Here is a 25,123-nt window from a genome sequence, read left to right as displayed (position 1 = left end):
AAGCGCACTCTAAAATGCGTAAGACCGCATTATCGGATAATGCGGTCTCTTATAATTTTCTGCAAAGCGAGCTTTATTTTTCCTCTCGGCAAAGCCGCTTCTCTTAATGTCTCGGCAAAGCCCCGGGTATTACCCTCTCGGCAAAGCCTCGGCAAATTCAACCGGCTCACCGAGTGCAGGATTAACGATCTCGCCTTCCCACATCACTTTATGGCCTCGTACGATTGTGCCAACCGGCCAGCCGGTGACTGTCTTGCCGTGATATGGTGTCCAGCCAGCTTTCGAGCCAGCCTGTTCGTGTGTGATCGTCACGCTGCGTTTCATATCAACAATTGTCAGATCCGCATCATAACCGACTGCAATACGACCTTTACGGGACATGCCGAAAATACGGTTCGGGCCATGTGACGACAGATCAACAAAGCGTTCCAGCGACAAACGACCGGCATTAACATGATCGAGCATGATCGGCACCAGCGTCTGCACACCGGTCATGCCGGATGGTGATGCCGGATAAGGCTTCTGCTTTTCTTCCAGCGTATGTGGTGCATGGTCGGAGCCCAGCACATCAACAACGCCCTGTCCGATACCATGCCAGATACCATCACGATGACGTGCATCACGTACCGGCGGGTTCATCTGAATGAGATTTCCGGGTGTCTTATAATCTTCCGAAGACAGTGTCAGGTGATGCGGTGTCGCCTCACAGGTTGCCACATCTTTGTAGTCTTTCAGGAATTCAATTTCTTCCGCAGTCGAAATATGCAGCACATGGATGCGCGCGCCGGTTTCGCGGGCAATGCGCACCAGACGCTGGGTGCAGGTCAGAGCTGCAATCTCATCGCGCCAGACCGGATGGCTGGACGGATCATTTTCAACACGCAGACCTTCGCGCTCACGCAGGCGGAATTCATCTTCCGAGTGGAAGGCTGCACGACGGCGCGTATTACGGAGAATAGACGCCACGCCTTCGTCATCTTCCACCAGCAGGTCACCGGTTGAAGAGCCCATGAACACTTTGATACCCGCAGCACCCGGCAGGCGCTCCAATTCTGCTACATCTTTGGCATTGTCGCGTGTACCGCCAACCCAGAAAGCGAAGTCGCAATGCATGCGATGTGTGCCGCGCTTGACTTTATCAGCCAGCGCTTCCGGCGAAGTTGTCAGCGGCTTGGTATTCGGCATTTCGAAAACAGAGGTCACGCCGCCAAGTACAGCTGCAAGCGAACCGGTCTGCAAATCTTCTTTATGCTCCAGACCCGGCTCGCGGAAATGCACCTGACTGTCCACAACACCTGGCAGAATATGCAGGCCGGTGCAGTTGATAACCTCGCCTGCGGCATTCTCTGACAGGGAGCCGATAGCAATAATGCGACCGTTTTTAACACCGATATCACGGACGGCACTACCGTCATGATTGACTACCGTTGCGCCTTTGAAAATCGTATCGAATGTTGTGGTCATTCACGGCTCTCCTGTCTTGCGATAACTCGCTGTTCCTGACTTGCGATTACTCGCAATGCGGCTTACGTAACAAAGCGATGAATATCAAGATAATTGCATCTGCACTGCTTTATAAACCGGAAAGTTGATATGACAACGACAGAACCTTTAACTCTGTTTACCGGATCAACCGGAAATCTCGATGACCGTACACAAATCCTTGTGCGCGGTCCCGATGCGGAAGCTTTTCTGCAATCCATTTTCACAGCTGATCTGAGTTCCCTCGAAAACGGCATCTTGCGTGCATCGGCACTGCTTAGCCCGCAGGGTAAAATCCAGTTCGATTTTTTGATCTCGCGCATTGAAGACGGCTTCCGCATTGATCTTGCGAAAGAAGGATCAGAGGTTTTCTCCAAGCGCCTCGTGCTCTATCGCCTGCGTGCCAAAGCTGAAATTATTGTTTTAAATGAATCAATTATCAGAATTAGCTGGAAAACTGATTCAGGCAGTTCAGAAAGTGATTCAATTGCCGGCGAGAATTATCAGGCCGTGCGCGATGAGCGCTTCCCGGAAGAAGCACAAGTCCTGCGTCTTTATGCTGAAAGCGGCAACACCTCCCCTGCAACACAGCTTGAGCGCGATGCATGGGCAGCTCTACGTATTCACTATGGCATTGCCGAAGGCGGTGCGGATTTCATCATGAATGATGTTTTCCCGCATGATATTAATTTCGAGCAATTTAGCGGCGTGTCATTCAAGAAGGGTTGTTTCGTCGGACAGGAAGTTGTGTCGCGTATGCAGCATCGCGGCACTGCACGGCGCCGGATTTTGCAGGTGACGGCGCAGGCCAATCTGCCCGCTTCCGACACGCCCATTACTGCTGGCGGCAAAGAAGTCGGAACCTTGCGTAGTGTCAACGGCAACAATGCACTCGCTCTGGTTCGCATCGACCGCGTGAAAGACGCAATGGATAAAAATATTCCGCTGCTCGCCGGTGAAACGGAGGTCAGCCTGACAATCCCTGCCTATGCTAAATTCACATTTCCTGAAGGAGCAGCAGACTAATGGCAGTATCCGGCGGTTCCAAAACAAAACCGGTTCGGGCATGGCAACGTATGTTGTCCGGCCGCAGGCTGGATTTGCTTGATCCTTCGCCGCTGGATATTGAAATCAGTGATATTGCCCACGGGCTGGCACGCGTTGCCCGCTGGAACGGCCAGACCCGTGGTGATCATGCCTATTCCGTGGCGCAGCATTCGCTGCTGGTGGAACAGATTTTCCGTGAGCAAAATCCGGATGCTCCCTTGCAGCATCAGCTGCTGGCCTTACTGCATGACGCGCCGGAATATGTGATCGGCGATATGATCTCGCCCTTCAAGGCGGTGATGGGCGGTGCCTATAAACAGATTGAAGCACGACTGGAAACTGCCATTCATCTGCGCTTTTCCTTACCAGCAACCGTGCCTGTAGTTTTAAAAAAAGCGATTAAGAAAGCCGACATTGTTTCCGCTTATTTTGAAGCAACAGAACTGGCCGGTTTCAGCACGGCAGAGGCCGCAGAGTTTTTTGGTCGTCCGCGTGGTTTCTATGCCGGTCACTTTGATTTATCACCACGACCGACCGCCGAAGTAGAACAGGCTTTTATCAACCGATTCAACACATTGGAGACACAAATTCATGGATGATGTTTCCGCTGTCGTTGAGGTGGGTTTGAGTGCTGCAGTTGTTACAATCAGCAATAACCGTCCGGTTATTCTCTGTTCAGATGACCATGAAATGCCCGTAGCTCATGAGGTTTCCGGCGCGCTTTCGCTGCCTTACGGGCGGTTTGACCCGCTGAAACACCGCACACTGGAAATGGGTTTGCGGCTATGGGTGGAAGCGCAGACCGCTTTGCGCCTCGGCTATGTGGAACAGCTCTATACATTCGGCGACCGTGGTCGTGCCAAGTCTTCAACGCCCACCGATGATACCCATGTGATTTCTGTCGGCTATCTGGCGCTGACCCGCCAAAGCGGTGAACAGCCGGAAAATGACTGGCAATATTGGTATGATTTTCTGCCTTGGGAAGACTGGCGCAGCGGCAAGCCGCCACTCATCGATCAGCTTATTATCCCCGCCTTACGTGACTGGGCGCAGAGCGACAAGCGCAGCCATCCGGCCTATGATCTGCATCAGCTACCACGCCTGACACGTCTGCGCCTTGCCTTCGGCACCGATGGTATTCAATGGGATGAGGAGCGCGTACTCGAGCGCTACGAGCTGCTTTATGAAGCAGGTCTGGTGCGGGAAGCAACCATAGACGGCACAGTCAGCGCAAATGCACAGCTGGATGAATTGCAACGCCATACCGGCAAAGCCATGGTGTTTGACCATCGCCGCATTCTCGCAACCGCAATTGCCCGCCTGCGTGCCAAACTGAAATACCGTCCGGTAATCTTTGAGCTGATGCCCGATTGTTTCACCCTCACCGCCTTGCAGGAAACTGTTGAGGCGATCTCCGGCCGTCATCTGCATAAGCAAAATTTCCGCCGCCTAGTGGAAAATGCTGAATTGGTAGAGCCGACCGGTGCCAGCCTCAGCCAGCAACGCGGAAGACCGGCTGCGCTCTACCGTTTCCGCCGTGCGGTTCTGGAGGAGCGCCCTGCACCTGGCTTAAAAGTAACGCTGTCTCAGCGGTAGATATGCCGCTCATCAGGAAAGCTGCGGCTTTTCACATCTTCTGCATAGGCTTTCACCGCCTCGTCAATGGCTGCACCAATAGCACCATATTGACGGACAAATTTGGCAGGCTTGTCATTCAGGCCGAGCATATCTTCCAGCACCAGAATTTGCCCGTCACACTCCGCTGATGCGCCGATCCCAATAGTCGGCACCGCAACCTGCGCCGTAATCTCACGCGCCAGCGGCTCGACAATGCCTTCCAGTACAATGCCAAAAGCACCAGCATCGGCAACGGCTTGCGCATCCTGCTTAATCAGATCCCAAAGCGCCTGATCGCGCCCCTGCACTTTATAGCCGCCCATCACATGCACAGCCTGCGGGGTCAGACCGATATGTGCCAGCACCGGAATGCCGCGTTTGGTCAAAAAGCTGATCGTCTCAGCCATTTGTACGCCGCCCTCGAGCTTAACCGCACCGCAACCGGTTTCCGCCATGATCCGCGCCGCATTGCGAAAAGCGATCTGCGGACTTTCCTCATAGGAGCCGAACGGCATATCCACCACAACCAGCGCACGGGATGAGCCGCGCATGACCGCCTGTCCGTGCATAATCATCATTTCCAGAGACACACCGATGGTCGATTCCATGCCATGCATCACCATGCCGACACTGTCGCCAACCAGCATAAAATCCGCATAACGATCGACAATGGCAGCTGTATGGGCATGATAAGCCGTGAGGGATACCAGTGGCACACCGCCCTTGCGGGCACGGATTTCCGGCACCGTGATACGGCGGATTTGTTTCTGAACACTCATGGCTCTCTCCCTTGATCTTCCTGCTCAAGCGTGCCGGACGTCAACAACACATCGCCCAACTCAACCTGATAAATACCTCTGGCGGCGACTACCTTCTGATCGCACGATATCGGACGTATATCTGTCAGCTCCCACGCCAACCAACCATCCTCATAGTAAGAAGCGCAAGCCGCAGCGATGTCCGTTCGTTCAAATGCCCGCACAGCCTTCACTCGCACTAAAGCAACAGCATGCCCATCCGAATCTTCTTCACCGTCCTGACGAAGATAATGCCGGTTTTCGATAATCAGCAGATCCTCATCCGGTGTGATATCCGGATACCAGCGACGGACTTCCAGTGTTTTCTCGCCACGCGCAATGAGAGTTCCGGAAGGTGTAACCACAGACAGAGCTTTGATTTTCAAGGCACTCTCGCTAAGTTTTAAAAACGCAGCACATGCTGGTCGATCAGACGGGTTTTGCCAAAACGCACAGTCAGCAGCAATACTGCCGGTGCGGTGAGCTGCTCCGCTGTTTCAGCCAGTGTTTCTGCATCGCGGATATCCACGGCCTCAATCTCACCGCGCGGTTCGTGCTGCAATTTATCAACAACAGCTTGGCGCAATGCCGCAACTGAACGCTCGCCCTGATCCACCAAGGCTTGAGCCAATTGCATCGCCTGCGGCAGGATAACAGCGGCAGCACGGTCTTCCGCACTCAAAAGACTGTTGCGCGATGAACAGGCTAGACCATCTGCTTCACGTACGGTTGGCACACCCACAACATCCACCGGCTGATTGAGATCAGCCACCATACGTTTAATAACTGCCAGTTGCTGATAATCTTTCTCACCGAAAAAGGCCTTATCCGGCTGCACAATATTAAACAGCTTGCTGACGACTGTTGCCACACCACGGAAATGATGCGGGCGCAATGCTCCCATCAGAATGGTAGAAAGCTCTCCAGCGTCAACATAGGTCGATGTTTTACCGCTGCCGTCCGGATACATCTCATTCACATCAGGCGCGAAAACATAATCACAGCCTCGCTCTTCCAGCAGTGTCAGATCACGGGGCAGATCACGCGGATATTGCGCCAGATCTTCATTAGGCGCGAATTGCGTGGGATTGACGAAAATTGATACCACAGACACATCGCAATGCTGCTGACTGTTTTTAACCAAGGTGAGATGGCCGATATGCAGATAGCCCATCGTCGGCACAAAGCCGATGCTCTTGCCACGGCTCCGCTCAGCCTTGAGAGCCGTCCGTAAATTTGAAATCGTGCGTATCAGCTGCATATGCTCATTTCCCGATAGTCGTAACGGCTCTGTCTCATCATTCAACAACAATATCCAGACCAACATCCAAGGTTGGTGCAGACATTGTGATTTTTGATGTTGAAATATAATCAACGCCTGTCTCGGCAACGGCTTTTACGGTGTCAAAATTAATATTGCCCGACGCCTCAAGTTTTGCGCGTCCGGCATTAATTTCTACAGCCTTAACAAGGGTTTTCGGCAGCATATTATCAAGAAGAATCACATCGGCCTGCACAGACAGCGCTTCCTCCATCTGTTCCAGCGTATCGACTTCAACTTCGATCTTCACCAGATGTCCGACAAAGCTGCGGGCGGCTTCAATCGCCTGTTTAACCCCGCCTGCAACGGCAATATGGTTGTCCTTAATCAACACTGCATCGTCGAGGCCGAAACGGTGATTAGCACCACCACCGCATCGCACCGCATATTTTGCGAATGAGCGCATGCCGGGCATGGTTTTGCGCGTATCGCAAATTTTCGCCTGCGTATGCGCAATCTTGTCCGCGAAACGTGCCGTGTAAGTCGCAATGCCGGACAGAACCATCAGATAATTGAGCGCCACACGTTCAGCCGACAAAATGGATCGGGCATTGCCGCTGATACGGGCAATTTCTTGTCCGGCTTTGATGCGGGTTGCATCTGTGACAGCGACCGAAACCTCCAAAGACGGATCAATCTGTGCGAAAGCGGCACGCACAAAATCCAGACCGGCAAGTACACCGTCCTCACGGCTGGTCAATATCGCTGTTGCCTGTTTCTCAGGGGCAATCGTGGCATGACTGGTAATATCTCCGGCACGTCCCAGATCTTCGAGCAGCGCATGGCGCACAGCCTCTTCAACCAGCGGGCGCGGCAGAACAGAAGGATAAGCAGTTTTCATCAGGCAGTTTCCGCTAGTTTTTGATAGGTCTCTTGGGCGTCTTGCAAAGTCATCATTGAGCGATGTTGCCAGATGACCGAGCTCTCAGGATAGTCGCTGCGATAATGGCCACCACGGCTTTCCTTGCGAGCCAAAGCCGATACGGCCAGGACTTCGGCAGTCACCAAGCAATTGGCGAATAGCGGATCATGATTATCCTGTGCCAGTTGCCGGATTTGTTGCAGCCCCTGCAACATCTGATCCTGCCTGCGGATAACGCCGAAACTGCGGCTCATCACCGCCCGCAATTGCTGCATGGCCTCAGTGCAATCCTGTTTATTCGCAGCTGGCAAAACCTGCACGACAGATTGAGACGCACATTCTTCCTGCGGCAATTGCCTGATCGCCTCAGCTACCCGTGCGCCAAACACCACCGCTTCAAGCAGAGAATTAGACGCCAAGCGATTGGCCCCATGTGCGCCGGTGGAGGCAGCCTCGCCGCAAGCCCACAGACCTTTAACCGTTGTGCGGCCATCCATATCAGTGAGGATACCGCCCATAAAATAATGCGCGGCAGGCACAACGGGGATGAGATCACGTGCCGGATCGATACCGACCGCCTGACAATAGGCATAAACGGTCGGGAATTCCTGCGCAAAACTCTCTCCGATTGCCTTGGTACAATCGAGATAAGCACCGCGACCGCTCATCACCTCTTCATAAATACCGCGTGCGACCACATCGCGCGGCGCCATTTCTGCTGACCTGTCGTGACGCAGCATAAAGCGTTCACCGGCTTTATTGACGAGATGCGCGCCGTGTCCACGCAGAGCCTCTGTTGCCAAAGGTGCCGGATCGGCCTTCACATCCAGCGCTGTCGGGTGAAATTGCACAAATTCCATATCCGCCAAAAGCGCACCGGCCTGTGCCGCCATGCCGATACCGGAACCGCTGGCCTCAGCCGGATTGGTGGTCACCTGATAGAGATGGCCGATACCGCCGCTGGCAATCACCACCTGACGGGCAGGCAAAATCTGATCCGATCCATCTGTACGGCGGATAGTAATGCCGCTGATACCAGCTGCATCAGAAATCAGCTGATAGGCCGAAGCATTTTCGATCAGCGTAATGGATGGTGTTTCCCGCACTTTGGCAACCAGTGCCTGCATGATTGCACGGCCAGCCATATCGCCACGCACACGCACGATACGGTTATGGCTGTGCGCGGCCTCACGCGAAACCTGCAAATGACCTGCCAGATCGCGGTCAAACGGCACGCCGAGTTCGAGAAGATCATGCACACGATCTGAGGCCGAAGAGGCCATCATGCGGATAACATCCTCATCCACAATACCGTCACCGGCGATCAGCGTATCGGTTACATGGCTTTCCACCGTATCATCGGATGACACAGCCGCAGCAATACCGGCCTGCGCCCATGCGGAAGATGCGCCCTGCCCGATAGGAGCAGCCGCTATCACCGTGACTGGCAAAGGATTGAGCTGCAGGGCGCAAAACAGCCCTGCCAGCCCGCCGCCGACAATTATAATCTGATTGGGTATAATCTGATTGGGTTTCGTGCTCATCGTCACGCCGTCAGTTTTTCAGATTGATCATACGTTCAACAGCCTGCCGCGCTTTGACAGCCATTGTTGCGTCGACAAAAACCTCACCGCTCATATTCACCAGCGTGTCGAGAATTTTCGGCAGAGTAATGCGCTTCATATGCGGGCAGAGATTGCACGGTTTGACGAATTCCACTTCCGGTACTTCCGCAGCAATATTGGAAGCCATCGAGCATTCGGTCACCAGCATCACCTTGGCCGGACGATTGTCGCGCACATAGTCAATCATGCCTTTAGTGGAACCAGCAAAATCAGCCACAGCCACCACTTCCGGCGGGCACTCCGGATGGGCAACAATCTGCACCGACGGATCGGCGGCGCGGTACGCCAGTAACTCATCCGCTGTAAAGCGTTCATGCACTTCGCAGCGCCCCTTCCATGTCAGCACTTTCACGGAAGTCTGCGCCGCCACATTCTGCGCCAGAAACTCATCAGGAATGCACAGCACACGATCAACGCCGAAGCTCTCCACCACCTGCACGGCATTGGCAGAAGTACAGCAAATATCGCTCTCGGCCTTCACATCAGCAGAAGTGTTGACATAAGTGACAATCGGCACGCCCGGATAGGTCTCGCGCAGCAGACGCACGTCCGCACCGGTGATGGATTCCGCCAGCGAACAACCTGCCTTCATATCCGGTATCAGCACGGTCTTTTCCGGGCTGAGCAGTTTTGAAGTTTCCGCCATAAAGTGCACGCCGCATTGCACGATAATATCGGCATCAACACGGGCAGCTTCACGCGCCAGCTGCAAGCTGTCGCCGACAATATCCGCCACACAATGGAAGATTTCCGGTGTCTGATAATTATGGGCAAGGATAACGGCGTTGCGCTGTTTTTTGATGCGGTTGATCGCCGCTACATAAGGCGCATAGGCAGGCCACTCGATGCGCGGAATATGATGCGCCACGCGCTGATAGAGATGCTCGGTTTCTGCAGCGATCTCCGGTGTATAGTCCAGAGACGGCATTTCCAAAACGCCAAAACGTTCTGCCGCGCTGCGGATTTCACCTTTACTCAGGTTCTCTTTTGTGGTGGCTGTGGTCATAATCTGCCTCATAAAGCAGCACTAAAGCTGCCCTCTCCTTTTCCCCTTAACCGCCACCGATCATTTATACTCAGAATGAGTATAAAGATTTGAAAAATAAAAGCGGTTAAACCGTGGCGCGAATCTTTATGCTTATTACAGTTTCATGACAAGGAATTATTTTGCTCAAAGTGAGTAAAATAAATCATCAACTTATGCTGACAGTGCAAAACCCAAGTACCCGACCTTTTGAAAACACTGCAAAATCAATTAACAAGCCAAGCGGATGAAGCATTCTCACTCAAACCTCTTTCAAGCGTAAAAAAAATAATGTAATCACTATTACACAATAGATTTACCAGCATCTCCGCTGAAAGAACGCACAGCATGTCCACTCCCTCCCAAGACTATCGAAGCCCTTCCATGCCCTGGCTGATCATTATAGCCGGTTGTCTCATCACCTTTCTGACCTTTGGCCCGCGCTCGGCCATGGGTTTTTTCCAGCTGCCGATCATCGGGGACAAGGGCTGGGATCGCAGCACCTATGGTCTGGCTATGGCATTGCAGAACCTGTTCTGGGGTGCCGGTCAGCCGATCTTCGGTATGATTGCCGATAAATACGGTTCATGGCGCGTCTTGCTGATGTCCGGCATTTTTTATGCTTCCGGCCTGCTGTTGATGGCACATGCGGATGCCCCGATTGCCCTGCATATCGGTGGCGGCGTGCTGGTTGGCCTTGGTGTTGCCGCCGGCTCTTACGGGATTATTCTCTCGGCCTTTGCCCGTCACGTCAGCGCACAGCAGCGCAGTCTGGTCTTTGGTCTGGGCACTGCTGCCGGTTCTGCCGGTATGTTCGCTTTCGCACCAATTTCACTGGGTCTGATTGAGCGTTTTGGCTGGTCGGATGCATTGGTTTGGCTGGGTGTTGCTATGCTGCTGGTGCCATTGCTTGCCATCCCGCTGCGCGGTAATGCCTCTAATGCACGGATGCCGGACACGAGTGCCAAGCAAACTGTTGCCGAGGCGCTCAAAGAAGCATTGAGCCACAAAAGCTATCTGTTTCTGACAGCCGGTTTCTTTGTCTGCGGCTTTCAGGTGGCTTTCATTACCACGCATTTTCCGGCCTATATTTCCGATATCGGCGTGGATAAACATTATGCTGTCTGGGGATTGGCACTGATTGGCTTTTTCAACATTATCGGTTCGCTTGGCGCAGGTTTCCTCGGCCAGACTCATTCCAAGCCGAAAATGCTGGCGCTGATCTATCTGCTGCGCTCGATACTCGTCGCCGGTTTTATTCTGCTGCCGCAGTCCGGCACCAGTGTGCTGATCTTCTCAGGCGTTATGGGGCTGCTCTGGCTCTCGACCGTACCGCCGACCAATGGTCTTGTCGCCACCATGTTCGGCACACGCCATCTCGGCCTGCTGGGCGGCATGGTGTTCTTCTCCCACCAGATCGGCTCATTCATCGGTGTCTGGCTCGGCGGCACGCTCTACCAGATTTACAACAGCTATGATGCGGTGTGGTGGTTGAGCATTATTCTCGGATTGTTTGCGGCGCTTATCCATCTGCCGATCCGTGAAACAGCAGTACAGCGTCCTGTACTCGCGGCAGCCTGATTAAGCTGCCCGATTTAAAGCAGAAATAAAGCCGGAGCGCGACTCCGGCTGTTGCTGACCGCGCGGCTCCCACACATGGCGGGTGAAGAAAAAGCCGGTCAGTTTAAACGCTGTACAAATATCCGGCACAGTCTCTGCCCGTACCCGCGAATTACAAACAAATTCCGGCATCGCCAGCAACCGGTCTGCCCAAGGCGCACCGGCATCGCGGGAGACGGCTCGTCCGCTTTTCGGCGAGACATAAATCAGATCAGTTGTGCCGCCGGTTGCGGCACAGCTTTTTAGATCAAGGCCGAAGCCCAGCTCTTCCAGCAACATCAGTTCAAAACGCAGCAACAGCTCACCGGCAGCTACCGGCGTGTCACAATGCTCCAGCAAGAGCTGCAATGTCTCATAGAGATTTTCGTGCGGGTCACGCTCCGGCAGCAAACGCAAATGCGCTGCGGCCAGCTGAATAGCGAACAGCGCCACCGGCAAATCAATCAGCCGCGCTGCGGAAAAACTCAAAGGTTCAATCTGATAAGAACCCAGATGCTCATCGAGCCGCGCCCACCAATGTAGCGAAACATGATTACCGACCTGCAACATCGGCTGCATACGCTTGGAGCGGCCGCCGCGCACCACACCCATATGGCGGCCATGGGCACGGGTCATCACCTCCACAATGGCACTGCTCTCGCCATGCCGTCTTGTGCCGAGAATGATGCCCTCGTCGCGCCACTCCATAATCAGCTATCCTCAGGAATTCGGGAATTCCAGACCCATTTCACGGTAACGCTCAGGGTCATTGCCCCAGTTGTCACGCACTTTCACGAACAGGAACAGATGAACCGGTTGCTCGAGAATAGCAGACATTTCCTTGCGGGATGCCTGACCGATTGCCTTGATCGTCTCGCCTTTATGGCCGAGAACAATTTTCTTCTGGCTGTCGCGCTCGACATAAACAACCTGTTCGATACGTACCGAACCGTCTTTGCGCTCTTCCCACTTTTCGGTTTCTACCGTTGAGGAGTAAGGCAGTTCCTCATGCAGGCGCAGATAGAGCTTCTCACGGGTTACTTCCGCAGCAAGCTGACGCATCGGCATATCGGAAATCTGATCTTCCGGATAATACCAAGGGCCGTAAGGCATTTGGGCGACCAGATATTTCAGCAGGTCTTTACAGCCCGAACCGTTCAGCGCCGAAATCATGAAAGTGCTTTCAAATTTCACTTTCTCATTGGCAGCCTGTGCCAGTTCCAGCAACTTTGGCGGATCAACACGATCCACCTTATTGAGGATCAGAATTTTCTTCTGATGCGTGTTTTCAAGGCTGGTCAGCAGAGCCTCAGCTGACTCATTCAGACCGCCCTGTGCATCGAGCAGGATCAGCACCAGATCGGCATCACGGGCACCGCCCCATGCGGTTGTGACCATAGCGCGGTCAAGACGGCGCTTCGGCTTGAAGATACCCGGTGTGTCAACCAGCACGATCTGTGTCTGATCTTCAGTGATAATGCCACGCACCAGAGCACGGGTGGTCTGCACCTTATGGGTCACAATCGACACTTTGGTGCCGACCAAGCGGTTCACCAAAGTGGATTTGCCCGCATTCGGCGCACCAATCAGCGTCACAAAACCCGAACGGGTCTGTGCTTCTGCTGTGGTTGTGCTGTCACCCTGCGGATGGTTGATTTCAGTCATTTTTATCTCTTTTAAGCCAAGCGCTGTATCGGAAATGCTCTGAAGAACCTGCGCAGGTTTAACGAGCTCTATTTAAGTTTAGCGCACATCTTATTCCGAAAACCGGTTTCCACTTTTCGGGATGTGCTTAAGTTTAGCGCAAATACGGAAACTTTATAAGATCAGTTATTTTTGCCAGACACCTTGGCGGTGCAGCAGATTTTCAGCGGCATCCTGCTCGGCAATACGTTTGGAACGTCCTGTTCCGGTTGCCGGCTGAAAACCGGAAATTGCTACCTCCACCACAAAGACAGGCTCATGGTCGGGACCAGTGCGGCTGACGATGCGGTAAACAGGCTGCAATTTGCCCTGCTGTTTACCCTGCTGATGCGCCCATTCCTGCAATTCAGTTTTAGCATCACGACGCGCAGCATCGCTCACTCTGGAGCGCGGCTCCCAGTATTTCAGCACAAAACCGCGTGCAGCCTCTATGCCACCATCGAGATAGATCGTGGCAATCAGCGCTTCAATCACATCGGCGCGCACATTCAGCAGACGCTTGTCATTGAGGCTTTTGATGTCGGAACCGGTTTCGATCAGGTCACCCAGACCGATTTCATCGGCAACAGATGCACAGCCTTCAGCACTGACCAGCGCATTCAGGCGCACGGACAGCTCACCTTCCGGCGCATCGGGAAAAGCCGCAAACAGCATTTCCGCTATAATCAGTCCGAGAACGCGGTCACCGAGAAATTCCAGCCGCTCATAGTTAGAGCCGGATTGCGGCCGCGCGCTGGAATGTGTCAATGCGCGCTCAAGGCGCGCATGATCAATAAAAATATGGCCGGTTTTTTCTTGCAGTATTTTTATACGCTGGCGATCAGAAACCATTGTCAGGCTCCTGACCGGCAACATTATTGTTCTTTAATTTAGTCAAAACACACATCAGTTATTTGTCGTTACAACGGATTTTGGATCTTCCGTTGCACCGACCCAGTTCAGCAAGCGGTCAAACCGCAGATTGGTTGGCCAGCGCCACAGTTCCAGCGGGCTGTATTTTCCGGAAATGGAGAAGAAGATCACATTGGCACGGCCAACAAGATTTTCATAAGGCACATAGCCTACAGAATAGCGGCTATCCAGCGAGTTATCGCGATTGTCGCCCATCATGAAATAATGACCGGCTGGTACCTCGAATACACGCGTATTGTCACCCATAGCATTCGGATTCACATCCAGCGTTTCGTAAGAAATGCCATTCGGCAATGTCTCGCGATAAACTTCAATCGGACGGTTTTCATCGGTCACATCAGGATTGGCAATCTCGCCAACCTTCTCACGCTGCACTGCCACATCATTGATATAAACAACGCTGTCGCGTACCTGAATCTTGTCGCCAGGTAAGCCGATTACGCGTTTGATATAATCAATATTGGTATCGCTTGGCAGCTTGAATACGACAACATCACCGCGCTTCGGCTCAGCACCCCATATGCGGCCTTCAAACAGATCCGGTGACAGCGGCAGGGAATATTTCGAATAGCCATAGGCATATTTGGAAACGAACAGATAATCACCTTCCAGAAGCGTCGGACGCATCGAGCCTGACGGAATGCTGAATGGCTGAAACAACAAGGTACGGATCACAAGTGCCAGCAGCAAAGCCTGCACAATAATACTGACGAGTTCACCAACACCGCCGGACTTTTTCACTTCATTCTTGTTAGACAAGCTGGGTTTTCTCCGCTTCTGCGCGTTTATTGTGCGACTCTTAACCTCTACAAAGCCATGAAGCAATCATGAACTCGCAACTCAAAGGACTGCGCCCCGCCTGCGTTGCATAAAACCCGCATCCAGAGCATGTCGTTACCGGAAAACCGGTTCCCACTTTTCTGCGGCATGGCTTTGGTTTGGCGCATGCCGTTACCGGAAAACCGGCACCCACTTTTCTGCGGCATGCTACAGGCCGGTTTTCCGGTATAATTCTCCATACCGGCTCTTGCTTTTACTGACCATAATTCAAGATTAAAAGACGAACCGTTCTGATCCTGAAAATTGTTCAAATTATTGCACAGGCTGGCATTTTAGCTCTGGTTAGCGCAGATTTCCCGTGATGGTTTCTGTGTCGCAATATCAAAAATCAGCCTCAGCCGGTCTCATTCAAAAATCGTCAGCATTGCATACAAATTCAGGGGAATACAAAAATCATGTCACAATCCGTAGAGATCCGTCTTTTTACGGCGCAGGATAAAGCCGCATGGCTGCCTTTATGGAAAGCCTATCAGGATTTTTATAAGACCAGTATTGCCGACAACATCACCGATTTAAGCTGGCAAAGATTGCTGGATGCGAATGAACCTATGAATGGTGCGCTGGCAATTATTGACGGTAAAATTGCCGGTTTCGTACATTATATCCGCCACCGCTCCACATGGTCGACAGGCGGCTACTGCTATTTGCAGGATCTCTACGTCAATCCGGATGCTCGTGGTAAAGGTCTTGGCCGCGCACTGATTGAGCATGTTTATAAAGCTGCAGCGGAAGCAGACTGCTCACGCGTCTACTGGCTGACCCATGAGACCAATACGGATGCGATGGCGCTCTATGACCGTGTTGCCAATAAATCCGGTTTTATTCAATATCGCAAAATGCTGTAATGTGCGAAAGCGCCCGTATTTATCAAGCGGGCGCTGTTTTTAAGCCGGTACGGCTTCAATAATCACAAAAGCCTGCGCCATCGGATATTCATCTGTAATGCTCAGATGCACAACAGGTTTCATGCCTTGCGGCATCATAGATTGCAGGCGAACTTCAGCGCCATTGGTAAGGTGCATAGTCGGCTTGCCTGAGGGCAAATTAATCACTTCCATGTCCCGCCAGAAAACACCATGAGACAGGCCGGTGCCCAGAGCTTTGGAACAGGCTTCCTTGGCGGCAAAACGCTTGGCATAGGTATCAGCCTGACGCTTGCGGCTTGCAGCCTTGGCACGTTCGCGCTCCGTGAACACTCGCTCTGTAAAGCGGCTACCGTGACGCTCAAGTGTTTTTTCAATGCGGCGGATATCAATCAGATCGCTGCCGATACCAATAATCATCGGGAAGCGCCCTGCTCTGCCAGATTTTTCTTTAATGAAATACGCTGCAGCCGCTTATGACGATAACTGATCGTTGCCCAGCGCGTTGCCACATAAACAGCCAGCGCACAGCCAAGCCCAAGCACCAGCGAACCGAACAGCATGGGCTTCAAAATCGGCTGCCACAGTTCAGCAAAGCTCATCTGCTTAAAAATTTCGCTTTCCAAAATTCGGGTCAAAGGCAAAGCCTGTGCCTGACCGTTTTCATCAACGATCATCCGGCCGACTTCATAGGTGCCACCCCAGATAAACGGAATTGTCAGCGGATTTGCCAGCGCAGTGCCAATCGCAGCGGCAGCAATATTACCGGCAATGAGGTAAGCGAGAACAATCGCAAGAATAAGATGGAAACCGAAAAACGGAGTAAAAGCCGCAAAAACACCAACAGCCAGACCAGCTGCAACCGCATGAGGACTGGCAGTAATACGGGTGATACGCTTGCCCATATAGCGCATTGAGCGCGAGAAAGAACTGCGCGGCCAGATCATTGTGCGAAGGCGCTCCCTGTAACTCAAGGGTTCTCTGCGTCTGAACAACATGACTTTCTGCCACCATCCTTAACTAAATCTGAGTATATCTGCATTGATGCGCAGACATAACTGCTTCGCTTCATAGGCGGGAAACTCCCGTGAAGCTATCTCAATTATACGAGAATTAAGACTTTTTTAACAGTTCAAATAGTTATCGCATGAGGAATGCACTGCGGCAATGCGGCAAGAGGTAGTATGCCGCCTGAATAATGCGTCTTGAGACGGGATTATACGTCCCCGCGAAAACTGCATTTTCCAATAATATAAAGGCAGTTTTACGTATAATCTGCACTGCCTTTTTGAATACAAAAAAGCATCGCACTGATCCGCCGCGCCCCCGTGGCTGATCAGGCGATGCCTCTTGCAGGCAAAATCCGCGCTGAAGCTTACCCCTTCAGCCTGCAGTCTCTGCCTTCTCCGCATCTGCCCGCGCCCCCGCGGCTAATGCGAAGCTCTTTCCATGGCCAAAATCAGATGGCCATGCTGAAACCCGGCCGGTTTTATATGGCCATACTAAAGCTATGTGCACATTCCTTGCGGAATTCATCAAATACTGCTGCGACCAGCCGCACCAGCGAATGATGTTCCGGTGCCATCACAATCACTGAGCCCTGAACCGTGACAATACCATCGGCAGCCAGCGGACGCAGTAATGCGAGTTCATCAGAAAAATTCACACCTGCTGCAACATCATTCAAATCAACGCGGAAATCGCACATCAGCTTTTCAATGATCTGCGCCCGCAACCGGTCAGAATCGTTAAATGCATAGCCGCGTGTTACCGGCGCCCGTTCAGACAGCACCGCAGCCTTATACTGGCCGATATCCGCAATATTCTGCGTGTAGCCTTCACGGAACTGCGAGATAGATGATGCGCCGAAACCGAGCAGTGTCGGGCAGTCATCATCCGTATAACCCTGAAAATTGCGTCGCAATTGCCCGGCCTTTGCGGCTACGGCCAATGCATCAGACGGCAGAGCATAATGATCAATACCGACAGGCTCATACCCCATAGCCATAAACGTCTCACCAACGATCTGCGCCTGTTCAAAACGGGCATCGGCATCGGGCAACAGGCTGGTATCAATCAGCCGCTGGTTGGCACGACGCGCCGGCAAATGCGCATAACCGTAACAGGCAATACGGCTCGGTCGGAATGCCGCCACGCGTTCGCAAGTCTCACGTAATGTAGCGACCGTTTGCAAAGGCAGGCCGTAGATCAGATCAAAGTTCAGGCTGGTTATACCGACTTGCCACAGCGAATTGACAGCGGATTCAACCTGCTCAATCGGCTGCACACGGCCAATGGCCTGCTGCACATCCGCATTAAGGTCCTGCACGCCAAGGCTGGCACGATTGACACCAACCTGCGCCAGATCACGGCACAGTTTCTTGTCAACTTTGCGTGGATCAAGCTCAATCGCATGTTCCATATCATCCGCAAAATCAAACTGTTCACGCAGCACCTGCGTGATACGGGCAATCCCCTCGCCACCTAGAATACTTGGTGTACCACCGCCCCAATGCAGATGAACAGCTTTCGGGCGTTCAGTCAGATATTGCCCCGACTGGCGAATTTCGCGGATCAGTATATCGGCATAGGCCTCAATCACGGTATCACGTCGCGCGATCTTGGCGTGACAACCGCAATAGTGGCAGAGGTCACGACAATAAGGCACATGAAGATAGAGAGAAACCGGTTCCCCCTGCCTCAAACGCCGTAACCACGCCTCATACTGATCTTTACCGACCGCCGGAGTGAAATCTGCGGCAGTCGGATAAGATGTATAGCGGGGTACGGCAAGAGAAGCATAATGTCTTGCCGCAATCTCCGTCATACTGTTTGTCCTTTACCGGCAACAGCTGCCTGTTCGTTCAGTTTCATTTTCGGCGCAGCCGACATATCTTTCATTTTCGGCGCAAGCGCCGGGGCGCGCACCAGCACGTCGTTGCGCAACTCAAACCACATGGCATTGAAAATTGCGAAGGAAGCGGCAAGTCCCAATCCAAGTATCCAGGAAAAGTACCACATTTCATTGTTCCTTTTTCTTGTCTCTTCAAAGGGTTAGTAAGCATTAGGCGTATTATCGACACTGTCTTTCGTAATCGGTCCGCGCATCACGCTATAGACCCAACTGGTATAGAGAAGGATGAGCGGCAGGAAGATCACCGTCGCGATGAGCATGATGAACAGAGTCAGATGGCTGGAAGATGCATCCCACACCGTCAAACTTGCATTTGGCATTACCGAGCTTGGCAGCAGGAACGGAAACAGTGACACGCCCGCTGTGCTGATGATCCCGAAAATACCGGCACTGCTGCACAGGAAAGCCAGCGTACCTTTGCGGCAATGCAGAGCAATGAAGCTCATAGCCATACCGGCAAAGCCGAGCACAGGCGCAATCAGCATCCAACTATGTTTGGTGTAGTTTTCCAGCCAGACACCGGAGCCGGTTGTCACAGTCTTGAGCATCGGATTGGACGGCCCCGCAACATCCTGCACAGATGTCACGACATAACCATTGATACCAAAGGCCAGCCAGACACCGGCAAGTGCAAAGAGAACCACGCTGAGCAGAGCTGCAATCTTGCCGAAGCTGCGCGCCCGTTCAGCCACAACACCCGGAACACGGGCAACAATCACTGTTGCGCCATGGGCAACCAGCATGGTCAGGCTGACCAGACCGCACAGCAGTGCAAAAGGTGTCAGCAGACCGAAGAAATTACCGTCGTAATAAATGCGCATGGCACTATCAAAACGGAACGGCACACCAAGCAGAACATTACCGACAGCAACACCGAAAATCAGAGCCGGTACAAAACCGCCGATGAACAGAGCCCAGTCCCAAGTGGAACGCCATGCGGTATTTTCCACTTTACTGCGGAATTTGAAACCAACAGGACGCAGGATCAGCGCCAGCAGGATAGCGATCATCGCCAGATAAAAGCCGGAGAATGATACCGCATAGAGTGCAGGCCATGCGGCGAAAATCGCGCCGCCGCCGAGGATCAGCCAGACCTGATTGCCCTCCCATGTCGGGCCGATCAGATTGACCAGCATACGGCGCTCTTCATCGGTTTTAGCCGCGAAAGGCAGTAGAGTGCCCACGCCAAGATCGAAGCCGTCCATGATCGCGAAACCGATCAGCAGAACACCGAGCAGCAACCACCAGATCAGGCGCATTGTTTCATAATCTAAAGGAATATTTGTCATTATCTTGCTCCTTTCGCCTGATTAACCGTTGTTCTGCATATTCAGGATGGCCGCATCCTGTGCCATATCGACATCAGGGCGTACCGGTTCTTTTGGTCCGGCTTTGACGGTACGAACCATCAGCCAGATCATGATGCATAACAAAGTGGTGTAGACGGTCAGGAAGAAACCAAGACTGATGACCAGATCAGTCATAGTGAGATTGGAAGCCGCATAGAATGTCGGCAGCACGCCCTCGATTGCCCAAGGCTGGCGGCCATATTCAGCAACAATCCAACCTGCTTCAATCGCAATCCACGGCAAAGGCAGTGAGAGCACGGCAATTTTAAGCAGTGCGCGATTAGTATGCTCATTGATGCGATGTCTGCTCGCCAAAACAAAGGCAATTGCAAAGAAGGCGATGAAATAGAAGCCCAGCGCCACCATGACACGGAACGACCAGAACAATGTGCCGACACTCGGGATTGTATCTTCCGCAGCCTTGCGAATTTCCTCTGGTGTGGCGTTCTGAATATCATCACGATAGCGCTTCAGCAGCAGGCCATAGCCGAGATCATGCCAGTTGGCCTTAAAAGCTTCACGGGCTTCAGCATCATTCGGGTTTGCACGGATACGATCCAGCTCGACAGAAGCTTTGATACCGTTTTCGATGCGCTTTTCAGCCATATCCACCAGATCGTGGATGCCCGGCAATTCCGTTGTCAGACTGCGGGTGGTGATGAGGCCGAGAACATAAGGAATATGCACTTCGTAGCTGTTTTTGCCGTCACCCGGAATGGCGAACAGGTTAAAACCGGCCGGTGCAGGTTCTGTTTCCCACATGGCTTCCATCGCAGCGATTTTCATCTTCTGCTGTTCGGTAGCCACATAACCGCTTTCGTCACCCAGCACGACGACCGACAAAGCAGCAGCCAGACCGAAAGAAGCGGCAACGGTCACAGAACGCTTTGCCAGTTCCACATGTTTGCCACGCAGCAGATAGATACTGCTGATTGCGATGATGAACATGGCACCGGTCACATAACCGGCACTCACCGTGTGCACGAATTTTGCCTGTGCAACCGGATTGAACAGCACAGCCATAAAGTCGGTGACTTCCATACGCATTGTATCAGGATTGAAAACCGCGCCGACCGGATTTTGCATCCAGCCATTGGCAATCAGAATCCACAAGGCGGAGAAGTTGGCGCCAAGTGCCATCAGCCATGTGACTGCCAGATGTGCCACGCGCGACAGACGCGCCCAGCCGAAAAAGAACAGGCCGATAAATGTGGCTTCCAGGAAGAACGCCATCAGGCCTTCAATAGCCAGCGGCGCACCAAAAATATCGCCGACATAATGGCTGTAATAGCTCCAGTTCATACCGAACTGAAACTCCATCACGATGCCTGTGGCGACGCCCATGGCAAAGTTAATGCCAAACAAAACGCCCCAGAACATGGTCATGCGACGCCAGATGTCGCGACCGGTCATGACGTAAACGCTCTCCATAATCGCCATCAATAATGAGAGGCCGAGCGTCAGGGGGACAAAAATAAAATGATACATCGCCGTTGCAGCGAACTGCAATCGCGACAGATCAACGACAGTAAAGTCAATCATACTTCCAGCCTTTTATCATTCGGATAACCGCTGCTCCGCAACAGTAAAGCAGCTTGCCGGACCCGTTTTCCGCAAACGGACCGTCCTCCCTTATCGCTGGTGTAACAAAGGTGTGAAAAAGCGCATTGATCTGGATCAATGGCTAAAAAACAAAAAACGGGCGGAGTACCCCCGCCCGTTCAAAAAACGCCTGTTTATTTCCGGTTCAACGCCGCAACACGAAAACGTAACCTGATTTAAATATACGCGGCCGCTATTGTTTCAGCGACAACCACTGTGTGGCATGAACATCCTTGATATTATCCTGCCAGCCCTCAACCTGATCCGAGACCAGCGCCCGTGATGCATAAGTCAGCAACGGAATAATGACCTGTTCTCGCAGCAACAGCCGTTCCGCATCCGCAAGAATAACCGCACGTGCCTTCAGATCTGCTGTGACCGAAGCCTGATCCAGCAATGCATCATAAGCTTTATCAGACCATTTCGGATAGTTGAAACTGCTGCCGGTTTTGTAAAGAAACAGATAGCTTTGCGGATCACTATAGTCAGCGATCCAACCGTCCCGTGCCAAATTGAAATCTCCGCCCTCCCGCAGATAATTGAAATAGGTTGTACCCTCCATTTCATTCAACCTGGCCGTGATGCCAATATTCTTCAACATATCCGCAATGGCAGCCATTACATTCTTGTGATTTTCTGAAGTGTTATAATACAGCTCTAGCGTCAGACTGTCCGGGGTCACACCTGCCTCCTGCAGCAGGGTCTTTGCCTTATCCTCACGATCCAGAATATCTTCATTCGCGTAGGTCTGCTTCACTCCTCCGCTGATATAATTATCAATACCGGGCGGTACAAAAGAATAAGAAGGCAGCATTGTCCCCCGCCAGACCTCACGGGCGATAAATTCCCGGTCAATCACCATGGATATAGCGCGGCGCACACGGGCATCTTTCAGCGGGCTGCCGTCTTTTCCCTTAATATCCAGAAAATAACTGCCCAGCTGCGGCGCAATATGTAACTGACTGCCAAAAGTCTTCCGGACATAATCCATCTGTTCAGCCGGCACATCAGAGCATGTCTGGACTTCCTTCGCCTCAAACCGGCGCATACAAGCGGAACGGTCTTCAAAAGGCAGCCAGTTCACCACATCAATTTTAACTTTATCAGCATTATAATAATACGGGTTCTTCTTCATGGTGATTTTGTCGTTAGGCACAAAACTGATCAGCTGATAGGCACCATTGGTTACCAGATTGCCGGGCATGGTGAATTTTTCGCCGTATTTTTCAACGCTTTTGCGGTGCAAAGGCAGTGCTGTATGATGCGTCATAAGCTGCAGAAAATAAGGTGTCGGTGCCTTTAGTGTAAATTTCACCGTATAATCATCCGGTGTGTCCACACCAAGCTGCTCCTTAGGCATTTTACCTGTTGCAACTGCTTCAGCATTTTTAATCGGAAACAGCACATTGGCATAAGGCGCAGCCGTTGCAGGGTCCATTATCCGCCGGAATGCAAACAGAAAATCCTGCGCAGTTACCGGATCACCGTTTGACCATTTCGCATTCTTGCGCAGATGAAAAATATAGGTGATCCCGTCAGGAGAAACCTCCCATGTTTCCGCCACACCGGGAATGATTGTGCCTTTAGCATCCTCAGTCAGCAATCCCTGATACAAATCAGAAAAAAGGCGTGCCTCCCCGACTGTCACTGTGAGTTGCTGGTTCAGAGATGCCGGATCAGTATCATTACCACGGTTGATAACAGTTTCAGCCTGAGCAAAGCCGGAAAATACAGATAATAAAAGCCCTGAATATAAAAACGGACGGAACATAACCCCTCCTCTGAATTATAAATGATTTAAAAAAATATCCTCTCCGGCACCGATATTACGCATGTGCCTGAACAATAAAATCCCAATAAATACGGCAAAAAGTCTGAGTTTGCGAAACAGTTTCGCATAACGACATGAAGCTGTTCAGCTTGCCGGACAAGTATACCCTGAAATGTCTGAGAACCGGAAAATCAACTTTTATATTCAGTACCGGCAACCGCCGACAATGAGCGATGCGAGAGAATGCTCACTGTATTGGCATCCGGCAGATGGATCAGCCCTTGGGTGCGCAATTTGGTGAAGCACCGGCTGACCGTTTCAATTGTCAGGCCGAGATAATCCGCAATATCCGTGCGGTTCATCGACAAATGCACAGGATTGTCCGGACTGCCGACACGTTTCGCCTGTGCAGACAGAACCAGCAGGAAAGAAGCCAGTTTTTCAACCGGTGCAAGACGCCCCAGCACCAGCTGGTTATCCCGCGACTGGCGCAAAGCTTCCCGCGTCATCACATAGAGCCGGTCTTTCAATGCCGGATGCTGATCCATCAGATCATCCATCTCATTCACGGAAAAACAGCATAATGTGGATGGTACAACAGCTTCTGCTGTCTGGGAGTACGTTCCGTCATCCGCCAGACCGAGATAGTCACCAGGATAGAGAAAGCCGGAAATCTGACGGCGACCATCCGGCAGCAATGTAAACAACCGCAACAGACCGGAAGTCAGGCTGAAAACTTTCAGCTTCGGTGCGCCCTCTTCCACCAGCATCTCGCCGGTTTCAAGCTTGCGTGAAGACATGATTGCCTCCAACGCATACAGCGCATCATCCTGCAAAGCGGCACAGATAGCCATTTTACGCACTTCACAATCAGCACAGGCACCGCACGGATCCCGGTGACGCTGATTGTGCATTGTCTGAGCAGTAAGAACTGAAACCACGATGATGCCTTGTTAGTGCCCCGACGGGGTTTGTGCGTAGTAAAAATAAAATGCGACGTGCAGGAAAATTTTCATGTATGAAGAATAGGTTCCTCATGCCATGAATACGTAGTAATTTCTATATCCCGATCAAGCCTGCGTCAAAAAACGCGCCAGCTTTTTACTTTACACACATTTTATCCCGAAACCGCTTCACATTTTTCGGAATGCGCTCCGGCAACAAACAGGCAGTGGTTTTGCACCTCATGGCACAAAGCCACATTTGCAATCAGATATTGCGGCTTCCCGGCTTGATAGCAGGAAGTGCAGCCAGTTCCGGCGGCAGATTATCCTTATCGTAGGATGGCACTTCATATTCAGCCAGTGCGATCAGCTTGGTGCCCACATCGGCTTTACCCGCTGAACGGTCAACAATACAGGCGGCAGCCACAACTTCGGCTTTCAGATCGCGCAGCGTATCAATTGTCTCGCGGATCGAAAGGCCGGTGGTCACAATATCTTCCACGATCACAACGCGGGAACCTTCCGGCAGCTCGAAACGGCGCAGTTTGAACACACCATTTTCACGTTCCACCCAGATCGACGGCACGCCGAGATGGCGTGAAGTTTCATAAGACGGGATCAGACCGCCAATTGCAGGGCCGACGACATAATCAATCGGGCCGAGGTCAGCGGCTTTGATCTTTTCAGCCAGTGCTTTGCACAGTTTTTCCGTTTTGTCGGCATGCATGAACACCCGCGCCTTTTGCAGGAAAACAGGGCTGCGGCGACCGGAAGTCAGAATAAAATGCCCTTCAAGAATGGCACCTGCCTCACGAAACACACCCAGCACATCTTCAGTATTCATGAGTTA

25 protein-coding genes are annotated in these 25,123 nt (G+C 52.2%); 5 read left to right on the top strand and 20 right to left on the bottom strand.

Annotated elements, in window-relative coordinates; all coding sequences use genetic code 11:
• Nucleotides 1-129: 129 nt before the first annotated feature.
• On the bottom strand, nucleotides 130-1,464 hold the full coding sequence (locus HBA93_RS03065; RefSeq protein WP_221722302.1) for a dihydroorotase: 1,335 nt from the start codon (nucleotides 1,462-1,464) through the stop codon (nucleotides 130-132).
• Between the two features lie 153 nt (nucleotides 1,465-1,617).
• Here HBA93_RS03065 and ygfZ point away from each other — a divergent pair, with 153 nt between their 5' ends.
• The 3 genes from ygfZ to HBA93_RS03050 are packed head-to-tail and all read left to right on the top strand — an operon-like array spanning nucleotide 1,618 to nucleotide 4,125.
• Entirely contained in the window at nucleotides 1,618-2,508 is an 891-nt protein-coding gene (gene ygfZ / locus HBA93_RS03060; RefSeq protein ID WP_502910025.1) for a CAF17-like 4Fe-4S cluster assembly/insertion protein YgfZ, read from the top strand.
• Complete coding sequence (locus HBA93_RS03055; protein ID WP_221722301.1) at nucleotides 2,508-3,128, top strand: YfbR-like 5'-deoxynucleotidase; 621 nt, start codon at nucleotides 2,508-2,510, stop codon at nucleotides 3,126-3,128. Before ygfZ ends, HBA93_RS03055 begins: the two co-directional genes overlap by 1 nt.
• A complete protein-coding gene (locus tag HBA93_RS03050; RefSeq protein ID WP_221722300.1) occupies nucleotides 3,121-4,125 on the top strand; it encodes an NUDIX hydrolase in 1,005 nt (334 codons plus the stop codon). Before HBA93_RS03055 ends, HBA93_RS03050 begins: the two co-directional genes overlap by 8 nt.
• Here HBA93_RS03050 and panB read toward each other — a convergent pair.
• From panB to nadA, 6 genes are read right to left on the bottom strand one after another with little or no spacing between them, the layout of a single operon-like run.
• Nucleotides 4,116-4,925: a 3-methyl-2-oxobutanoate hydroxymethyltransferase gene (gene panB, locus HBA93_RS03045; RefSeq protein WP_221722299.1), complete on the bottom strand. Its 810-nt coding sequence runs from the start codon at nucleotides 4,923-4,925 to the stop codon at nucleotides 4,116-4,118. The genes HBA93_RS03050 and panB overlap by 10 nt on opposite strands.
• Nucleotides 4,922-5,329, bottom strand: coding sequence for an ASCH domain-containing protein (locus HBA93_RS03040; protein ID WP_221722298.1), 408 nt, complete (start codon nucleotides 5,327-5,329; stop codon nucleotides 4,922-4,924). The genes panB and HBA93_RS03040 overlap by 4 nt, the downstream gene beginning before the upstream one ends.
• A gap of 17 nt (nucleotides 5,330-5,346) precedes the next feature.
• The gene (gene panC, locus HBA93_RS03035) at nucleotides 5,347-6,204 is read right to left on the bottom strand and encodes a pantoate--beta-alanine ligase (protein WP_221722297.1); all 858 of its coding nucleotides are present in this window, start codon (nucleotides 6,202-6,204) and stop codon (nucleotides 5,347-5,349) included.
• Between the two features lie 37 nt (nucleotides 6,205-6,241).
• Entirely contained in the window at nucleotides 6,242-7,105 is an 864-nt protein-coding gene (nadC, locus tag HBA93_RS03030; protein WP_221722296.1) for a carboxylating nicotinate-nucleotide diphosphorylase, read from the bottom strand.
• Nucleotides 7,105-8,670, bottom strand: a complete 1,566-nt coding sequence (locus HBA93_RS03025) for an L-aspartate oxidase (protein WP_221722295.1) — start codon at nucleotides 8,668-8,670, stop codon at nucleotides 7,105-7,107. The genes nadC and HBA93_RS03025 overlap by 1 nt, the downstream gene beginning before the upstream one ends.
• A 10-nt stretch (nucleotides 8,671-8,680) precedes the next feature.
• Nucleotides 8,681-9,757: a quinolinate synthase NadA gene (gene nadA / locus HBA93_RS03020; RefSeq protein WP_221722294.1), complete on the bottom strand. Its 1,077-nt coding sequence runs from the start codon at nucleotides 9,755-9,757 to the stop codon at nucleotides 8,681-8,683.
• 366 nt (nucleotides 9,758-10,123) lie between these two features.
• On the opposite strand from nadA, the gene HBA93_RS03015 reads away from it, so the two are divergent.
• Nucleotides 10,124-11,356 (top strand): MFS transporter, encoded by a 1,233-nt coding sequence (locus HBA93_RS03015; RefSeq protein ID WP_221722293.1) that lies wholly within the window; start codon nucleotides 10,124-10,126, stop codon nucleotides 11,354-11,356.
• On the opposite strand, the gene recO is transcribed toward HBA93_RS03015, so the two are convergent.
• From recO to lepB, 4 genes are all read right to left on the bottom strand, one after another.
• Nucleotides 11,357-12,082, bottom strand: coding sequence for a DNA repair protein RecO (gene recO / locus HBA93_RS03010; RefSeq protein ID WP_075654596.1), 726 nt, complete (start codon nucleotides 12,080-12,082; stop codon nucleotides 11,357-11,359).
• Nucleotides 12,083-12,094: 12 nt separating this feature from the next.
• A complete protein-coding gene (era, locus tag HBA93_RS03005; protein ID WP_122010529.1) occupies nucleotides 12,095-13,039 on the bottom strand; it encodes a GTPase Era in 945 nt (314 codons plus the stop codon).
• Between the two features lie 165 nt (nucleotides 13,040-13,204).
• Entirely contained in the window at nucleotides 13,205-13,909 is a 705-nt protein-coding gene (rnc, locus tag HBA93_RS03000; RefSeq protein ID WP_121992871.1) for a ribonuclease III, read from the bottom strand.
• Between the two features lie 54 nt (nucleotides 13,910-13,963).
• Nucleotides 13,964-14,749, bottom strand: coding sequence for a signal peptidase I (gene lepB, locus HBA93_RS02995; RefSeq protein ID WP_121992872.1), 786 nt, complete (start codon nucleotides 14,747-14,749; stop codon nucleotides 13,964-13,966).
• Between the two features lie 476 nt (nucleotides 14,750-15,225).
• Here lepB and HBA93_RS02990 point away from each other — a divergent pair, with 476 nt between their 5' ends.
• On the top strand, nucleotides 15,226-15,675 hold the full coding sequence (locus tag HBA93_RS02990; protein ID WP_221722292.1) for a GNAT family N-acetyltransferase: 450 nt from the start codon (nucleotides 15,226-15,228) through the stop codon (nucleotides 15,673-15,675).
• A 39-nt stretch (nucleotides 15,676-15,714) separates the two neighbouring features.
• Here the strand turns inward: HBA93_RS02990 and acpS are convergent, their stop codons facing one another.
• From acpS to pyrE, 9 genes are all read right to left on the bottom strand, one after another.
• Nucleotides 15,715-16,113 (bottom strand): holo-ACP synthase, encoded by a 399-nt coding sequence (gene acpS / locus HBA93_RS02985; protein WP_221722291.1) that lies wholly within the window; start codon nucleotides 16,111-16,113, stop codon nucleotides 15,715-15,717.
• Complete coding sequence (locus tag HBA93_RS02980) at nucleotides 16,110-16,691, bottom strand: DUF2062 domain-containing protein (protein WP_221722290.1); 582 nt, start codon at nucleotides 16,689-16,691, stop codon at nucleotides 16,110-16,112. Before HBA93_RS02980 ends, acpS begins: the two co-directional genes overlap by 4 nt.
• 491 nt (nucleotides 16,692-17,182) lie before the next feature.
• On the bottom strand, nucleotides 17,183-18,520 hold the full coding sequence (gene hemN, locus HBA93_RS02975) for an oxygen-independent coproporphyrinogen III oxidase (protein WP_221722289.1): 1,338 nt from the start codon (nucleotides 18,518-18,520) through the stop codon (nucleotides 17,183-17,185).
• Nucleotides 18,517-18,714, bottom strand: coding sequence for a cytochrome bd-I oxidase subunit CydX (gene cydX, locus HBA93_RS24715; protein ID WP_221722288.1), 198 nt, complete (start codon nucleotides 18,712-18,714; stop codon nucleotides 18,517-18,519). The genes hemN and cydX overlap by 4 nt, the downstream gene beginning before the upstream one ends.
• 33 nt (nucleotides 18,715-18,747) lie before the next feature.
• Entirely contained in the window at nucleotides 18,748-19,896 is a 1,149-nt protein-coding gene (gene cydB, locus HBA93_RS02965) for a cytochrome d ubiquinol oxidase subunit II (RefSeq protein WP_286201719.1), read from the bottom strand.
• 21 nt (nucleotides 19,897-19,917) lie between these two features.
• Nucleotides 19,918-21,498 (bottom strand): cytochrome ubiquinol oxidase subunit I, encoded by a 1,581-nt coding sequence (locus tag HBA93_RS02960; protein WP_121992879.1) that lies wholly within the window; start codon nucleotides 21,496-21,498, stop codon nucleotides 19,918-19,920.
• A 253-nt stretch (nucleotides 21,499-21,751) separates the two neighbouring features.
• Nucleotides 21,752-23,329, bottom strand: coding sequence for a peptide ABC transporter substrate-binding protein (locus tag HBA93_RS02955; protein ID WP_221722287.1), 1,578 nt, complete (start codon nucleotides 23,327-23,329; stop codon nucleotides 21,752-21,754).
• Between the two features lie 191 nt (nucleotides 23,330-23,520).
• A complete protein-coding gene (locus HBA93_RS02950; protein ID WP_286201744.1) occupies nucleotides 23,521-24,243 on the bottom strand; it encodes a helix-turn-helix domain-containing protein in 723 nt (240 codons plus the stop codon).
• Nucleotides 24,244-24,538: 295 nt separating this feature from the next.
• On the bottom strand, nucleotides 24,539-25,117 hold the full coding sequence (gene pyrE / locus HBA93_RS02945; protein WP_022711962.1) for an orotate phosphoribosyltransferase: 579 nt from the start codon (nucleotides 25,115-25,117) through the stop codon (nucleotides 24,539-24,541).
• Nucleotides 25,118-25,123: the final 6 nt, after the last annotated feature.

It is taken from the genome of Ochrobactrum sp. SFR4 (assembly GCF_019730395.1).
Taxonomy (GTDB): domain Bacteria; phylum Pseudomonadota; class Alphaproteobacteria; order Rhizobiales; family Rhizobiaceae; genus Pseudochrobactrum.
Note: the sequence above shows the minus strand (reverse complement) of the source record. Positions and strands in the feature narration are given on the sequence as shown.

What these genes read in the sequence shown, in the direction of transcription:
- HBA93_RS02955 (WP_221722287.1), bottom strand. Translation starts at nt 23,329, where the DNA reads ATGTTCCGTCCGTTTTTATATTCAGGGCTTTTATTATCTGTATTTTCC.
- HBA93_RS03025 (WP_221722295.1), bottom strand. Translation starts at nt 8,670, where the DNA reads ATGAGCACGAAACCCAATCAGATTATACCCAATCAGATTATAATTGTC.
- pyrE (WP_022711962.1), bottom strand. Translation starts at nt 25,117, where the DNA reads ATGAATACTGAAGATGTGCTGGGTGTGTTTCGTGAGGCAGGTGCCATT.
- era (WP_122010529.1), bottom strand. Translation starts at nt 13,039, where the DNA reads ATGACTGAAATCAACCATCCGCAGGGTGACAGCACAACCACAGCAGAA.
- HBA93_RS02990 (WP_221722292.1), top strand. Translation starts at nt 15,226, where the DNA reads ATGTCACAATCCGTAGAGATCCGTCTTTTTACGGCGCAGGATAAAGCC.
- recO (WP_075654596.1), bottom strand. Translation starts at nt 12,082, where the DNA reads ATGGAGTGGCGCGACGAGGGCATCATTCTCGGCACAAGACGGCATGGC.
- hemN (WP_221722289.1), bottom strand. Translation starts at nt 18,520, where the DNA reads ATGACGGAGATTGCGGCAAGACATTATGCTTCTCTTGCCGTACCCCGC.
- cydB (WP_286201719.1), bottom strand. Translation starts at nt 19,896, where the DNA reads ATGACAAATATTCCTTTAGATTATGAAACAATGCGCCTGATCTGGTGG.
- cydX (WP_221722288.1), bottom strand. Translation starts at nt 18,714, where the DNA reads ATGTGGTACTTTTCCTGGATACTTGGATTGGGACTTGCCGCTTCCTTC.
- HBA93_RS03050 (WP_221722300.1), top strand. Translation starts at nt 3,121, where the DNA reads ATGGATGATGTTTCCGCTGTCGTTGAGGTGGGTTTGAGTGCTGCAGTT.
- panB (WP_221722299.1), bottom strand. Translation starts at nt 4,925, where the DNA reads ATGAGTGTTCAGAAACAAATCCGCCGTATCACGGTGCCGGAAATCCGT.
- nadC (WP_221722296.1), bottom strand. Translation starts at nt 7,105, where the DNA reads ATGAAAACTGCTTATCCTTCTGTTCTGCCGCGCCCGCTGGTTGAAGAG.
- HBA93_RS03065 (WP_221722302.1), bottom strand. Translation starts at nt 1,464, where the DNA reads ATGACCACAACATTCGATACGATTTTCAAAGGCGCAACGGTAGTCAAT.
- HBA93_RS02960 (WP_121992879.1), bottom strand. Translation starts at nt 21,498, where the DNA reads ATGATTGACTTTACTGTCGTTGATCTGTCGCGATTGCAGTTCGCTGCA.
- acpS (WP_221722291.1), bottom strand. Translation starts at nt 16,113, where the DNA reads ATGATTATTGGTATCGGCAGCGATCTGATTGATATCCGCCGCATTGAA.
- HBA93_RS02980 (WP_221722290.1), bottom strand. Translation starts at nt 16,691, where the DNA reads ATGTTGTTCAGACGCAGAGAACCCTTGAGTTACAGGGAGCGCCTTCGC.
- HBA93_RS03015 (WP_221722293.1), top strand. Translation starts at nt 10,124, where the DNA reads ATGTCCACTCCCTCCCAAGACTATCGAAGCCCTTCCATGCCCTGGCTG.
- rnc (WP_121992871.1), bottom strand. Translation starts at nt 13,909, where the DNA reads ATGGTTTCTGATCGCCAGCGTATAAAAATACTGCAAGAAAAAACCGGC.
- HBA93_RS02950 (WP_286201744.1), bottom strand. Translation starts at nt 24,243, where the DNA reads ATGCACAATCAGCGTCACCGGGATCCGTGCGGTGCCTGTGCTGATTGT.
- HBA93_RS03055 (WP_221722301.1), top strand. Translation starts at nt 2,508, where the DNA reads ATGGCAGTATCCGGCGGTTCCAAAACAAAACCGGTTCGGGCATGGCAA.
- panC (WP_221722297.1), bottom strand. Translation starts at nt 6,204, where the DNA reads ATGCAGCTGATACGCACGATTTCAAATTTACGGACGGCTCTCAAGGCT.
- nadA (WP_221722294.1), bottom strand. Translation starts at nt 9,757, where the DNA reads ATGACCACAGCCACCACAAAAGAGAACCTGAGTAAAGGTGAAATCCGC.